9 protein-coding genes are annotated in these 14,892 nt (G+C 34.3%); 8 read left to right on the top strand and 1 reads right to left on the bottom strand.

Going from position 1 to position 14,892, the window contains the following annotated elements; translation table 11 throughout:
• Positions 1 to 40: 40 nt before the first annotated feature.
• The 3 genes from ABDW27_RS19060 (at position 41) to ABDW27_RS19050 (ending at position 3,565) form a co-directional block, all read left to right on the top strand.
• Positions 41 to 2,344 carry a DNA topoisomerase 3 gene (locus tag ABDW27_RS19060; RefSeq protein ID WP_343697328.1) on the top strand — a complete coding sequence of 768 codons (2,304 nt, stop codon included), beginning with the start codon at positions 41 to 43 and terminating at the stop codon, positions 2,342 to 2,344.
• Between the two features lie 236 nt (positions 2,345 to 2,580).
• Positions 2,581 to 3,057 (top strand): DUF6265 family protein, encoded by a 477-nt coding sequence (locus ABDW27_RS19055; protein ID WP_343697327.1) that lies wholly within the window; start codon positions 2,581 to 2,583, stop codon positions 3,055 to 3,057.
• Positions 3,058 to 3,061: 4 nt separating this feature from the next.
• Positions 3,062 to 3,565 (top strand): hypothetical protein, encoded by a 504-nt coding sequence (locus tag ABDW27_RS19050; protein ID WP_343697326.1) that lies wholly within the window; start codon positions 3,062 to 3,064, stop codon positions 3,563 to 3,565.
• Between the two features lie 207 nt (positions 3,566 to 3,772).
• Here the strand turns inward: ABDW27_RS19050 and ABDW27_RS19045 are convergent, their stop codons facing one another.
• On the bottom strand, positions 3,773 to 4,933 hold the full coding sequence (locus ABDW27_RS19045; protein ID WP_343697325.1) for an MFS transporter: 1,161 nt from the start codon (positions 4,931 to 4,933) through the stop codon (positions 3,773 to 3,775).
• A gap of 250 nt (positions 4,934 to 5,183) precedes the next feature.
• Here ABDW27_RS19045 and ABDW27_RS19040 point away from each other — a divergent pair, with 250 nt between their 5' ends.
• From ABDW27_RS19040 to ABDW27_RS19020, 5 genes are all read left to right on the top strand, one after another.
• The gene (locus ABDW27_RS19040) at positions 5,184 to 7,502 is read left to right on the top strand and encodes a TonB-dependent receptor (protein WP_343697324.1); all 2,319 of its coding nucleotides are present in this window, start codon (positions 5,184 to 5,186) and stop codon (positions 7,500 to 7,502) included.
• Between the two features lie 78 nt (positions 7,503 to 7,580).
• Positions 7,581 to 8,732: a PepSY-associated TM helix domain-containing protein gene (locus ABDW27_RS19035; protein ID WP_343697323.1), complete on the top strand. Its 1,152-nt coding sequence runs from the start codon at positions 7,581 to 7,583 to the stop codon at positions 8,730 to 8,732.
• 100 nt (positions 8,733 to 8,832) lie between these two features.
• Positions 8,833 to 11,289, top strand: coding sequence for a TonB-dependent receptor (locus ABDW27_RS19030; RefSeq protein ID WP_343697322.1), 2,457 nt, complete (start codon positions 8,833 to 8,835; stop codon positions 11,287 to 11,289).
• A 256-nt stretch (positions 11,290 to 11,545) separates the two neighbouring features.
• A complete protein-coding gene (locus tag ABDW27_RS19025; RefSeq protein WP_343697321.1) occupies positions 11,546 to 12,271 on the top strand; it encodes a hypothetical protein in 726 nt (241 codons plus the stop codon).
• A 239-nt stretch (positions 12,272 to 12,510) separates the two neighbouring features.
• A complete protein-coding gene (locus ABDW27_RS19020) occupies positions 12,511 to 14,742 on the top strand; it encodes a TonB-dependent siderophore receptor (RefSeq protein ID WP_343697320.1) in 2,232 nt (743 codons plus the stop codon).
• Positions 14,743 to 14,892 lie beyond the last annotated feature (150 nt).

Below are 14,892 nucleotides of genomic sequence, written 5' to 3'. Positions count from 1 at the left end.
TAAAATCCCTAATTTCGCTTCTCAATAAGAAAAGGAGAAAATGAAGGTATGTATAGCTGAGAAACCAAGTGTAGCACGCGAAATCGCATCCGTTTTGGGCGCCAATACCAAACACGACGGATATTACGAAGGCAACGGTTATGCCGTAACCTACACTTTTGGGCATTTATGTACTTTAAAAGAACCTAACGATTACAAACCGCACTGGAAAAGCTGGGATTTGAATAACCTGCCAATGCTTCCCGAAAAATTTGAAACCAAAGTGGTTCAGAATTCAGGAATTCAAAAGCAGTTTAAAATTATCAAAACTCTTTTTGATAAAGCCGAATTAGTCATAAACTGCGGGGATGCCGGGCAGGAAGGAGAATTGATTCAGCGCTGGGTCATGAACGAGGCACATTACAAAGGCGAAATAAAACGCCTGTGGATTTCGTCTCTAACTACCGAAGCCATAAAAGAAGGTTTTGACAATCTCAAGCCTTCTGAAAACTACGATAATTTATTCTACGCCGGATTTTCGAGAGCGATTGGCGACTGGCTTCTCGGAATGAACGCCACACGTCTATACACCGTAAAACATGGCGGTTACAAACAAGTTTTGTCTATTGGCCGTGTACAGACTCCTACTTTGGCAATGGTGGTGGATCGTTTTAAAGAAATCGAAAACTTTAAACCTCAGCCTTATTGGGAATTGCAGACTTTATACAGAGAAACACTTTTTAGTTATGAAGAAGGTCGTTTCCTTAAAAAAGAAGATGGAGAAATTCTCGCTGAAAAAGTCAAAGAAAGTGATTTCGAAATTGTTTCTGTCGATAAAAAAAATGGAAACGAATACGCACCAAAACTATTTGATTTAACGGGTTTACAGGTATATTGCAATCAAAAATTTGGATTTTCAGCAGAAGAAACGCTTAAAATTGCACAGAGTTTATATGAGCAAAAAGTGATAACTTATCCTAGAGTTGATACGACTTTTCTTCCGGGTGATATTTACCCGAAAGTACCGGGAATTCTGCAAAAACTAACGAATTATAGTCATTTAACAGAACCGCTTTTAGGCAAGAAAATCAAAAAATCGCCAAAGGTTTTTAATGATAAAAAAGTAACCGATCACCACGCAATTATTCCAACCGGAATCGAAATCAATCTGCCCTACAATCAACAGCAGGTTTATGATATTGTTGTAAAACGTTTTATAGCTGTTTTTTATGATGATTGTCTGGTTGCCAACACTACAGTAATTGGAAAAGCAGCCGATGTAACCTTTAAAGCAACAGGAAAAGAAATTCTGAAAAAAGGTTTTAGAGTAGTTTTTGAAGATCCGAATGCGAAAGAAAAAGAACCCGATTTACTGCCGAGTTTTGTTGTGGGCGAAAAAGGGCCGCATGAACCGTCTTTCCTTCAAAAAGAAACCAAACCGCCCAATCATTTTACCGAAGCAACCTTACTTCGCGCAATGGAAACCGCAGGAAAACAGGTTGATGACGAAGATTTACGTGAATTGATGAAAGAAAACGGAATCGGTCGTCCGTCTACGCGCGCCAATATTATTGAAACGCTTTTTAAACGTCAGTATATCGTTCGAAATAAAAAACAAGTTTTGCCAACCCAAACGGGAATTCAGTTGATTGATACGATTCAGAATGAATTAATAAAATCAGCAGAACTTACGGGTTCCTGGGAAAAACAATTGAAAGATATTGAAAAAGGAACTTTTACAGCTTCTGCATTTATTAGAAACATGAAACGTATGGTGGAAGCTTTGGTTACAGAAGTTCGAAGCGAAACCAGACACGCTAACATTTCGCATGCAGCAACAATTCAAAAACCAGTTGCAAAAACTGAAAAAAAGAAAGCCGACGGAATTTCCGCAGAAACCTGCCCAAAATGTCAAAAAGGAAACCTGATAAAAGGGAAATCGGCTTTTGGATGCAGCGAATATAAATCAGGATGCGATTTTGTTCTGCCTTTTGTTTTTGCGGATAAAAAAATTACAGAAAGTCAGTATTTACGTTTGCTTCAAAAAGGTTCAACAGTTAATATAAAAGGTTTCAAAACCGAATCTGGAACCGTTGAAGGTTTAATTCGTTTTGAAGAAAATTACAAACTGAAATTAGAGCCAAAGAAAACCGATAAAAAGGCAGAACCAAAAGAAAAATCTAATTCATTAGTATGCCCGAAATGTAAAAAAGGAACTATCTTAAAAGGAAAAACGGCTTATGGCTGTTCAGAATACAAATCAGGCTGTGATTTTAAAGTCACTTTTGATGAAGTACGTAATCAGCTAAAAGATCTAAAACCTACGAAAGAATTGGTTTACGAGATTTTAGAAAAAAGCGTTTAATTTTTTGCCACAGATTAAAAGGATTAAATGGATTTCCCTTCTGTCTGAAATTTTTACAAATTTATTTTTCACGCAGATTTAGCAGATTTTGGCAGATTAATTTTAGATGAAAATTAAAAAATCTGCGAACATCTGCTTAAATCTTTTTAGATCTGCGTGAAACAAAATCCTTTTAATCCTTTTAATCTGTGGCAAACTTTTTTTTCATACTTTAGTGCAACCAAAACCTATAAATTATGTTTCAAAAAATTACTCTTTTAGCACTTGTATTAGCTGTTGTTTCCTGCCAGAAAAAAGAATCTGTAGAAAAAGATAAAATCAAATTAGCCGACTGGCTTATCGGAAACTGGCAAAACGAATCTCCAGACGGTATTTTGACAGAAAACTGGGAGAAACTAAACGACAGTACGTTCAATGCGTATTCTTATTTTATAAAAGGAAAAGATACACTGCATTTTGAAACTATTGTTTTGGCACAAAAAGGAGAAACTTTAACTTATTTTGCAACCGTAAAAGGACAAAATGAAGATAAAGCGGTTGCATTTCCTTCAACTGCAGAAACTGACAAGCAATTGGTTTTTGAAAACGCAAAACACGATTATCCTCAAAAAATCACCTATACAAAAGGAACAAACAATACTTTAATCGCTGAAATTTCCGGGAAATTAAACGGAAAACAAAGTTCTGAGAAGTTTGTAATGACGAAGAAGTAATTCAATGAAGCAGAAAATAAATTATATCCAGATAATTTTTCATTTAATAGTAACCTACTTTTTAACATTCTCTTTTCAGTCTTTTGCTTGGCTTCACAATGCAAGAATAATTGAACTGACAGAAACTTATGGTGTTGAGAACTTTGCACACAATCACGAAAAATATAATGTAAGTGTACAAGAAATTGCCCTATTTACTTTTTGGCCTCATGTAGCTTGCTTACTAGGAATTTTGCTTGCATTCATACTATCCATTACAATTTCGATAGTGAAAAAATGGTCTATACTAAATAGTTTTGTTGTTTTACTTATAAGTTATATTTTATACAGATTTGATATTTTAAGCTGGAAGTATTCTAAATCATTTTTATCAGTCGACCGATTTATAGATGATTATCAGACTATATTTATACTAAACGGCTCGTTGTTATTGATTATTGGTCTTGTCATTTTCTTTTCAAAATGGACGAATAGACTTATTCAAAATCAATATCAAGAAAGAAATTAAAATATAATAAAAATAATAGCTACAGAATCTCTAATGTCAACATCAGAGTTGGAAACGAAAAAATAAAAAAATAGAACCGTAGGTTCGAAAAATTTTGTAGGGCCGGATTTTAATCCGGTTTACGCAAAGATGGATCAAAGCAAATATAAAAGCCAATAAATAACCTTAGTACCTCAGAATCTCAGCATCTTAGCATCTTTAAAAAAACTACTCCTTCTCCCCGATTTTATTCACCATAAAAATCATTAAAATCCCTAAAAGCGCCATAATTAAAAAAGCCCATCTCATGCTTAGGTATTCAGAGATAAAACCAACCATTGGCGGAACCAATAAAAATCCCAGATAACCAATTGTTGATATAGAAGTTAAGGCAGAACCGCTGCTTAATTTCGATGATCTTCCAGCAATACTAAACACAAGCGGAACAACACAGGAAACTCCAAACCCAATCAGCATATAACCGAAAATCGTTGGATAAGCATACGGAATCAGAAAGCAAATAGCGAAACCAATCGTTATTAAAATTCCGCTGTAAAGAAGGATTTTTTTAGTACCTAATTTCATTACACCATAATCTCCAAACAAGCGTCCTAAAGTTACAGCCGTAGCAAAAAAGACAAAAGCGGCGCTGGTTAATTTTGGAGAAGCTTTTAGAATATTTTCAAAATAAATTCCGCTCCAGTCGTACATCGTATTTTCGCAAGCCATCGAAACAAAACAAATCAAAGCAAATTTGATAAGATTTTTTTCAGGCATCGAAAAGAACTTTTTCTTAACCGGAACCGGCTCGTTATGAATACTCATTGGATAAAAACAAGCCGTAAGAGCCATCATAAAAACACTTACTCCCAATAAATGGTGTGACGGTGCAACGTGCTGTGTAACCATAACGTAACCTAAACCCGCGCCAGAAAAAACAGCAATACTCCAAACAGCATGAAAACGTGTTATAATAGAGGTTTTATATAATTTTTGAACTTCAAGAGATTGCGCATTAATCGACAAATTGAAAATATTACGAGAAGCTCCAAAAATTAAAAGTATAATAACCAGCTGCCAGACAAAAGCTGCCAGACCCGGCAGAGACAAAACAATATTAAACATAACAGCTCCAAGAAGCATAATATAACGGCTGCTGTATTTATTTAAAAGCTTTCCTGTAAACGGCATTGTAAGCATTAAACCAATTGGAAATGCAAATAAAACAGCTCCAAACTCGGCTTCAGATAAATGTAATTGGGCTTGTATATGCGGAATTCTCGATACCCAAGAAGAATAACCAAATCCTGAAAGGAAAAAAAATACGGTATTGGCTATGCGGTATCCTTTGGGTGTATTTTGAATTTTTTTAAAGAAAGGTAAAATCATGAAATCTGTTTTTCAGATTGCAAAAATAAGGCTTTTTAAAAGAATTACTGTCTTTTTCACATTTAATAAATCTGTACAATTTTTCAGTTATATGACAACTTAAATAACGGATTTTTCTTTCGTTTTTAGCCAATCTTAAACCATTCTTTAATGAATCTTAAGAATATTTGTTAACGAAATTAAAATTTTTAAATTTGCATTTTTTTTATTTATTCTAAATAAAATTAATTACAAACCAATTTTAAAACCAATGAAATATTTTAATCCGAAGACGTTACGTTTTCTATTGACAATTAGTTTTGTCTCTTCGTTCTTAATCATGTCTGCTCAGCAAAATGGGAAAATCAAAGGAACCATCACAACATCTGATGGCGAATTGGCAGCCGGAGTTAATATCCTATTAAAAAACTCAAAATATTGGACCGTTTCTGATGAAAACGGAAATTTCGAATTCAACAGAGTGAAACCCAATACTTATACACTACAAGTTTCTTTAACAGGTTACGAAACTTCTGAAAGTGAAGTAATTGTTGCAGAAAGTGAAACCTCAACTATTAATTTACAATTAAAAGTTTCTAACAAAGAACTTAAAGAAGTTGTTGTAAATGGTAAAAAAAGCATTTTGTCTAAAAAAACAGATTATGTTGCCAGAATGCCTTTAACCAATCTTGAAAACCCTCAGGTTTACAGCGTAATTCAAAAAGAACTTTTACTGCAGCAAATTTCAGTAGATATTAGAGGTGCTGTTATGAATGCTCCTGGTGTTGTATCTATCAGTTATCCTTCTGGTGGAGTTGGAATGATTTTTAGAGGATTTTCTGTCGGCGTAAATGCCCGAAACGGGATGGAAACTGTTTCTGGACGTTCTTCTGTCGATCTTGGAAACGTAGAACGCATCGAAATCCTGAAAGGTCCATCCGGAACTTTATTTGGTTCTTCTGTATCTTCTTTTGGAGGAGTTGTGAATCTGGTTACCAAAAAACCTTTTGAAACTACGGCTGCCGAAGTATCTTATACTGCCGGAAGCTACAATTTAAACCGATTGACTGTTGATGTTAATACGCCTTTAAATCAGGAAAAAACCGTTTTATTCAGAATCAATATGGGAGTTCACAGAGAGAAAAGCTTCCTTGATTATGGTTTCAACAATACGCTTCTTTTTGCTCCAAGCTTAACTTACAAAGCATCTGACAAACTTACTTTTAACTTCGATGCGGAGCTTTATAATGTAAACAATACCAGACGTACGTATAATACGTATGATGCAAACTCTGGAATCACAAATCCAAGTCAGCTAAAAATAGATTACAAAAAATCTATGTTCCATGACGATAACGATGCTAAATCTACGGCAACAAAATTCTTTGGACAGGCTGAATATGAAATATCTGAAAACTGGAAATCAACAACGGTATTTTCTTTTGTTGGCGAAGATGTAGAGCGCAGTTACCAAAGTTATGCTGTTTGGAGTTCACCTACACAGGTGGCCAGAAGAGTTGGACTTTGGGGACCTATTTTTAATAACTATACTAATATTCAGGAAAATATTAACGGACAATTTTCTACGGGAAGCATTAAACACAAATTTCTGGGCGGTGTAAACTACAGACTTTACAGTTCAAATTTTTCGGGAGGATCGACTTTTACACTTGATAATATTGATGTTACAGCTCCCTTCACTCCTATTAGAAGAAAAGCGGTTGATGCCGGACTTAATCTGACTACTTCTCCTATTGCCGATCAAAAAACAATAAGTGCTTATGCTTGTGATGTGGTGAATTTTACCGATAAATTTTCTGCCATGTTAAGTTTACGTCTGGATAATTTTGAAAGAGCAAAAGTAGGAACTGTTGAAGGTTACAGTCAGACAGCACTTTCTCCTAAATTTGGATTAGTGTATGAAGTGGTAAAAAATCAGGTTTCTGTATTTGCCAATTATATGAATGGTTTCCAGAATGTGCAGCCGGCAACACAGCCAGATCAAACTATTCTGGTTTTAGATCCTATTTATGCTGTACAATATGAAGGTGGATTAAAAGCCGAAACATCTAATAAAAAATTAAGCGGTTCTGTAAGCTACTATAACATTACTATCGATAATGCTACAAGACTCGATGCCGGTTATACCATTCAGGACGGAAAACAAGTAAGTAAAGGAGTAGATTTTGAATTGATGGCAACTCCTATTAACGGACTTAGCATTGTATCCGGATATGCTTATAATGACAATCGAATTGTAAGAGCATCTGATCCTACAATTCAAGGAAAAAAAGCAACAGGTTCTCCTGAAAATGTGGTTAACTTCTGGACTACTTATACTTTTCAAAATAAACTAAAAGGATTAGGTATAGGTGCAGGTGCCAACTATATCGACAAAAACTACTTTACTGCAAATAACTTAGTTTACATGCCGTCTTATACCGTTTACAATGCAACAGTATATTATGAAAAACCAACCTGGAGATTAGGTTTAAAATTCAACAATCTTACAAACGAGAAATACTGGGATTTCTGGGGATCATCAATGGCTCCGGCAAACGTGTTAGCTAACTTAACGATTAAGTTTTAAAACCCCGCAAACAATTAAACAGACGCCTCAATTTAAATAATTGAGGCGCTTTTAATTACAACTATTTTATTTACTTCTATGACTTTTAAAAAACTTATTCTTAAGATTCATCTTTGGCTGGGATTAGCTTCCGGCTTAATTGTAGTAATATTGGGTATTACTGGCTGCTTGTATGTTTTTGAAGAAGAATTACGTCCTCTGGTACACGATTATTATTATGTCGATCAGGTAAAAAACAAAAAACTTCCGCTAAGCCAAATCATTGAAATTGCCAAAAACGCCAATCAAAATCAGCATCCTAAACAATCGCTTTCGGGCTGCAGAATTATCAATGAAGATGATCGAACCGTAATTGTCTGGTTTTATGAAGAACTGGACAAAGAGGCTTTTTGGTATTGGAACAAATATCAAAACACCTATCTCTATGTTGATCCTTATACGGGAAAAATAAAAGAGTATGAAAACTACAATTCTGAGTTTTTTGTTTTTGTACGAATGCTGCATCAAACCTTATGTCTCAACAGCGATATAGGCGACCCAATAGTAGGAACGGCGACAATTATTTTTATTATTTCCTTAATCACAGGTTTAATTCTTTGGTGGCCCAAAAACAAACAAGCTGCAAAACAGCGTTTCTGGTTTCAATGGAAAAGCACTACCAAATGGAAACGCAAAAATTATGATCTACATAATATATTAGGGTACTACATGATGATTTTTGCTTTAATTATCGCCCTTACCGGATTAGTCTGGGCGTTTGAAAGCTATGACAAAGGCGTACAATGGCTTTTAAACGGAGGAAAAACTTATGAAAAAGAAACGCTGGTTTCTGATACTACTCAATATTCTAAAAAAAATCCAACTGATAAAATTTTTACCTCTATCCGTCAATCACATCCCAAAGCCAAAAGTTATTACCTTTTTATTCCGAAAGAAAATGATTCGCTGGCAACGTATCGAACTTTTATACGATACAAAAGTCGTTTTGAAGACACCTCAACAGAATTTGATCAGTATACGGCCAAACCTCTTAAAACAGTACATTATAAAGACAAAAACAATGGAGAAAAATTTCGGTTTCTAAATTACGATCTCCATGTAGGCAGCATATTAGGTTTCCCGGGCAAAGTATTGGCTTTTTTTGCCAGTCTGATTTGTACAAGCCTGCCTATAACCGGTTTTTTAATTTGGTGGGGAAGAAATAACAAAAAAAAGAAAATAAGTATTTAATTATAAATCAGTCACTTTTGCTTTAGAAATTAAAATTTCTAAATTTGCTTTGTTTTTATTCATTCTAAATAATAACGGTAACTATTAAAAGAAAAACCACATGCATTACCTCAACCAAATTACCAAACGCCTACTCTACACAATTGGACTGTTCTTAATTTTTTTCAATTTTATAAATGCACAGCAAAACAATGGCAAAATCAAAGGAACCATTACTACATCTGACGGTGAACCTGCTATTGGCGTAAATATCATTCTTAAAAATTCAAAATATGGAACGGTTTCTAATGAAGATGGTTCTTTTGAATTCAATAAAGTAAAACCCAATACCTATACAGCTCAAATTTCATTAACAGGTTATGAAACTCTTGAACAAGAAGTTACTGTTGTAAGCAATGAAACAGCCCTATTAAGTTTGCAATTGCGCGTTTCTAACAAACAGTTAAAAGAAGTTATTGTAACTACTTCAAGGGGAAAAGCGTTTCCGAAACAAAGTACTTATGTTTCTAAAATGCCTCTGAAAAACATCGAAAATCCGCAGGTTTATAATGTTGTTTCTTCAGAATTAATGAAAGAGCAAGCCATAACTGCTTATGACGACGCCTTAAAAAATGTTCCCGGAATTCAAAAATTATGGGAATCAACAGGCCGCGGCGGCGATGGAGCTGCTTATTATACCCTTCGCGGATTTGAAGCTCAGGCCAATATCGTAAACGGACTTCCCGGTTTAACAAACGGAAGCCTTGATCCAGCAAATATTGAAAGAATTGAAGTAATCAAAGGTCCATCTGGAACATTATTTGGCAGTAGTTTAGTTTGTTATGGAGGTCTTGTAAATACGGTTACCAAAAAACCGTATGAAGGTTTTGGCGGAGAATTCTCCTATACAGCCGGAAGTTTTGGTCTTAACAGAATTACTGCAGATTTTAATACCCCATTAGATGATAATAATGATGTTTTATTTAGAGTAAACGCTTCTTATCAAACCGAAAACAGTTTTCAGGATGCCGGATTCCGTACGGCTTTTTTTATTGCTCCTACCCTTTCTTACCGAGTAAATGATAAACTATCTTTTCTTATTAATACAGAGATTATGCAGGAAGAAAAAACAACGCCGCCCATGTTGTTTTTAGGAAGAGAAACACAACTGCAATATGCCAATCTGAGCGAACTGAATTACAATACGCATCTTTCTTTTTACAGTAATGATTTAAGCATGAAAAACCCAAGATTCAATCTGCAGGCTCAGATGAATTATAAAATCTCAGATCAGTGGACATCGCAAACCACTTTTTCAAGAGGTTCATCAAAGTCAGACGGGTATTACTCTTATATATATGATAATCAAAACGGTAAAAAAGAATTTGGTTTAAGTATTACCAAAGACCAGTCTCAAACCATAACCACAGATATTCAGCAGAATTTTGTTGGCGATTTCAAAATAGGAAGTCTGCGTAATCGTATAGTTGCCGGACTTGATTATTATGCTAAAGAACTAATGTTTGGCGGAAGCCGTTATGCCTGGCTGTACAATGTAACGGCTCAGGGAGATGTAAATTATATTGATCCGGAAACTGGAATTGAACAAGCTCCAAGATATCCAACCCGCAGTTCTGTAGACAATGTTCTGGCATCAGCAGGAGTAACCAATTATACCAGCAAAGAAGCCACTTATAGTGCTTATGCTTCAGATGTTATCAATATAACCCCAAGTTTACTTGCTATGGCAAGTTTACGTGTCGATTATTTTGATACTGAAGCTGATGTTACAACAGATGAAGATGATTACAATCAAACAGCTTTATCTCCAAAATTTGGTTTGCTTTATCAGCCAATTCAGGATAAACTGGCCGTTTTTGCCAATTATATGAATGGTTTCAGAAACATTTCACCAGCAATTGTTTATGATGACGCTACCGAAGAACCAATAGGAACTAAAACTTTCAAACCAGAACATGCTAATCAGTTAGAATTTGGTGTAAAAGCAAATCTTTTGGCAGATAAACTAAATGCAACGGTAAGTTATTATGATATTGAAGTTGAAAATCTAGTTACAGCAGCACCGGGAAGCCCTATAAATACCGTACAAGGAGGAACCGCAAGAAGCAAAGGTTTTGAATTTGACCTGAATGCTGCACCTTTAAAAGGGTTAAGTATTATAGCCGGCTACAGCTATAATGATAGCAAAATTATAAAAGGAGACGAAGCAAATTCATGGTTGGAAACGGGAAAAAGACCGTTTTGGTCAGGACCAAAAAATCTTGTAAATCTTTGGGCAACTTATAAATTTGATGAAGGATTTTTAGAAAATTTCGGAATTGGTTTTGGAGGAAATTATGCGAGTGACAATGTTATTCTCGACAGTCAGGTTACCGGAAAATTTGTTCTGCCGGAATATACCGTAATCAATGGTTCAATTTTTTATAACTCAAATAAATTTCGTGTAGCACTAAACGTAAACAACATCGGAAATAAAGATTATTTTAATGGCGGATGGTCTACCGTAAATCCGCAAAAACCAAGAAATGCGTTATTGAGTTTTTCTTATAAATTTTAAAAGATTATTTAAACGGATTGAAGTTAAAAATTTTGTCAGGCAGAACGAAATCAATCTGTCAGACTGAGCGAAGTCGAAGCCCCCAGGTAAACTAAATTGATCATATTTTATTTTAAAAACATTATATATAATTAGTCTAAATAATTATTGATTAACCAATATTAAGCTGTACATTTGTTTTACATAACAATTCTCAATTAGAAATTCAGGAAATTTCTTTTAAATTTTTTCAATATTAATTTTAAATCTTATAATCATGAAATCAAAAACTTTTAAATTAATAACATTTGCTTTCTTAATGCTTTTTGCAGCACCTCAGCTTTTTGCACACGCACTTTGGATAGAAACTAAGGCCACAGGAACAAAAGGAAAAGCACAGGAAATTTCAATTTACTTTGGAGAGTTTTCTGAAAATGATATTACAAAAGCTGATAAATGGTTTTCTGATTTAAAAGATTTCTCTTTAGTAGTCATTTCACCTTCAAAAAAAGAAACAAAACTTACTTCTAAAGCTTTAGACAATAAGTATCAGGCATTTTTTACACCGGATGAAGACGGCGTTTATACTATTGTAATGCAGCATACAGTAAAAGATGTTTACGGAACAATGAAACTGGACTACAATTCTAGTGCAACGGTTGTAGTAGGAAATAAATCTGCCGGAAATTATGCTACAGCAAATAAAAATCAAATTGGTTTGTTTTCTGAAAATGCCGATGTGGCAAAAAAGAATGTAAAAGTATCTGGATTTGCTCTTTATGAAGGTGTTGCAGCAAAAGAAACTAAGATTAAAGTAATTGCTCCAAACGGATGGGAAAAAGAATTATGGACAAATGAAAAAGGTGAATTCTCTTTTACACCAATCTGGTCAGGAAATTATATGGTAGAATATGCTCATACTGAAAAATCAGCTGGTGAACATAACGGAAAAAAATACGATGAAATCTGGAAAATGGCTACTTACCAAATTGCAGTAAAATAATCTTGAAACTTCATTCTTAGATTTAATTTCATTTCAGAAAAACCTTGCTTTACGGCGAGGTTTTTTTATTTTAAAACTTTTTAATACTAAAATAAATTGATAAAAACTAAATCTTAAGACAATCTTAAGATAAACCTAATTAAACTTTAAAAAAGAAAAGTCGTTCATAATTTTATGTTAAGGTTCCTGTGTATTTATATTTGCACTCAAATAATTTTTATTGAATCTAAATAAATACCATGAAATATAAATTACTATTTGCATTAGGATTCTTAGGTTTTGTTTCTTCATACGGACAAAGCTATTCAAATTCAGAATCAGCGGCCTCAGTTAGCGATACAGTTAAAAATAAAAAAGGAGAAATCCTGAATGAGGTAGTTGTTACCAAAAACAAAGAACCAAAACCTGTAACGGCTGTACGTTCTGGATTAAAACCAATGGATAATCCGCAAAGCATACAAGTTATAGGATCTGAAGTTATTGAACAGCAGCAAGCAATTAGATTAAGTGAAGTATTGAAAAATGCAAATGGAGTTTATGTAGGTTCAGCTCGTGGAGGCGCACAAGAATCATTCTTTTCTAGAGGTTATGATATGTCTGCCAATAATATGTTTAAAAATGGTTTCCGTTACAATGCCGGCTCTATTCCGGATGTATCGGGTTTAGATAAAGTTGAATTCTTAAAAGGAGGATCAGCGTTAATGTTTGGAAACGTAGCTCCGGGCGGAATCCTTAATCTTGTTACTAAAACACCTCAATTTAAAAGCGGTGGAGAAATAGCAATGCAAATGGGAAGTTTTGCTTATTACAAACCATCTGTCGATTTCTATGGTCCGTTAAGCAAATCAATTGCCTTTAGATTTAATGGTTCTTATGAAAACTCTGAAAGTTTTAGAGATGTTGTTAAAAACGAACGTTTGTATGTAAACCCGTCTTTACTTTTTGCTATCAGTCAAAAAACACAAATTACCCTTCAGGGAGATTATCTAACAGCCGATTGGACTCCAGATTTTGGAACTGGAATTGTTGGTACACAAATTCTTGATTTACCTCGTAATAATTTTTACGGATCACTTTGGTCAAACGGAAATACAAAATCTGCCAGTGCATCTGTATTATTAAATCATGATTTTAATAAAAACTGGAAGCTTAACTTCAACAGTTCTTATCAAACTTACAACAGAACTTCAAAATCTACAGCGCAATTATCTACTGTAAGCAGTAATGGAAATTGGACAAGACCATTAGTTCAGAACGAAAACTTAGAACAAATTTTAGGAGATCAGTTAAGTCTTCAGGGGAACTTTAACACAGGATCTGTAAAACATCAGATTTTTACAGGTGCTGACTGGGAAAATTCGTTTGCAACAGCTTATACATTTGCTTTTAATCCGGCAAATTATGATACTATTAATCTTTTCAACTTCGATCCTTCAACACAAAGAAATGATATTCCGAATGCGAGAGCAACTCAAATTGCCAAAACAGAAACCAACCGTTTTGGTGTTTACTTTCAGGATTTAATTTCAATTACTGAGAAATTAAAAGTTTTAGCAGGTTTACGTTGGTCTTGGCAGGAAGCAGAAGTTACGACTTACAAAGAAACTTATGCTTTGGGAGTACAAACAGTACGCCCGGAAGATGCTGTACCAACAGTTGGCGCTAAAAAATTAGATAATGCATTTTCACCAAAATTCGGTTTAATTTATCAGCCAAGAAAAGACGTTTCTTTATTTGCCAGTTACTCTACTTCGTTTACTCCAAACACAGGAACTACAGCTGATTTAAAACCAATCGATCCTTCAATTATCGATCAGTATGAAGCTGGTATCAAAACTGATTTCTTAGAAGGAATGTTAAGCACAAACGTAACGGTTTATCAAATTACAAACAGCAATCTGGCTCAAACAGCTGAATTTAAAGCCGATGGAAGTTTAAACACAGATACAAACGTAAAAGTTTTAAGTGGTGAAACTAAAAGTAAAGGTATTGAAGTTGATGTTACTGCAAGACCAGTTGAAGGTTTAAATATTATTGCGGGTTACAGCTACAATGATATGCGTTATACTAAAACATCTGGCTTAAACGGAAGTTTTATTGAAGGCGATCGTCTTGTGCGAACTCCTGCTAATACAGCAAACTTAAGTTTCTTTTATACGGTACAAGAAGGTTTCTTTAAAGGAATTTCTGTTGGCGCAATTGGAAACTACATTGGTGATCGTTTAGGTGGATGGAATGATCAATACAGCACTGATAAAACTAAATATCCTGATGGAATCTACCACAGAGAAATTCCAATAAAAGGGTATACAACAATCGATGCTTCTGTTGGATATACATGGAGAAAATTCTCGATTCTTTGTAAATTATCAAACATTACAAACGAATTAAATTATACAGTTCACGAAAATTACAGCGTAAACCCAATTGCGCCACGTCAGGTAATGGGAACTTTACGTTATAGATTATAATATTTTGAATTAGATTTTCTTTTCGGAGTTTTTCTGAAATTCAGAAATAAAAATACTTTCGAAAAATTAAAAACCTCATCTTATAACAAGGTGAGGTTTTTTATTTTAATGAAAATCTCTCTCTATTTATAATTACTTTTGTTCGCAAAT

This window comes from Flavobacterium sp. (assembly GCF_039595935.1).
Lineage (GTDB): Bacteria > Bacteroidota > Bacteroidia > Flavobacteriales > Flavobacteriaceae > Flavobacterium.
Note: the sequence above shows the minus strand (reverse complement) of the source record. Positions and strands in the feature narration are given on the sequence as shown.

Bases quoted from the DNA above. Each gene is read 5' to 3' on its own strand.
- ABDW27_RS19030 (WP_343697322.1), top strand. From the start codon at position 8,833: ATGCATTACCTCAACCAAATTACCAAACGCCTACTCTACACAATTGGA.
- ABDW27_RS19060 (WP_343697328.1), top strand. From the start codon at position 41: ATGAAGGTATGTATAGCTGAGAAACCAAGTGTAGCACGCGAAATCGCA.
- ABDW27_RS19035 (WP_343697323.1), top strand. From the start codon at position 7,581: ATGACTTTTAAAAAACTTATTCTTAAGATTCATCTTTGGCTGGGATTA.
- ABDW27_RS19055 (WP_343697327.1), top strand. From the start codon at position 2,581: ATGTTTCAAAAAATTACTCTTTTAGCACTTGTATTAGCTGTTGTTTCC.
- ABDW27_RS19040 (WP_343697324.1), top strand. From the start codon at position 5,184: ATGAAATATTTTAATCCGAAGACGTTACGTTTTCTATTGACAATTAGT.
- ABDW27_RS19025 (WP_343697321.1), top strand. From the start codon at position 11,546: ATGAAATCAAAAACTTTTAAATTAATAACATTTGCTTTCTTAATGCTT.
- ABDW27_RS19050 (WP_343697326.1), top strand. From the start codon at position 3,062: ATGAAGCAGAAAATAAATTATATCCAGATAATTTTTCATTTAATAGTA.
- ABDW27_RS19020 (WP_343697320.1), top strand. From the start codon at position 12,511: ATGAAATATAAATTACTATTTGCATTAGGATTCTTAGGTTTTGTTTCT.
- ABDW27_RS19045 (WP_343697325.1), bottom strand. From the start codon at position 4,933: ATGATTTTACCTTTCTTTAAAAAAATTCAAAATACACCCAAAGGATAC.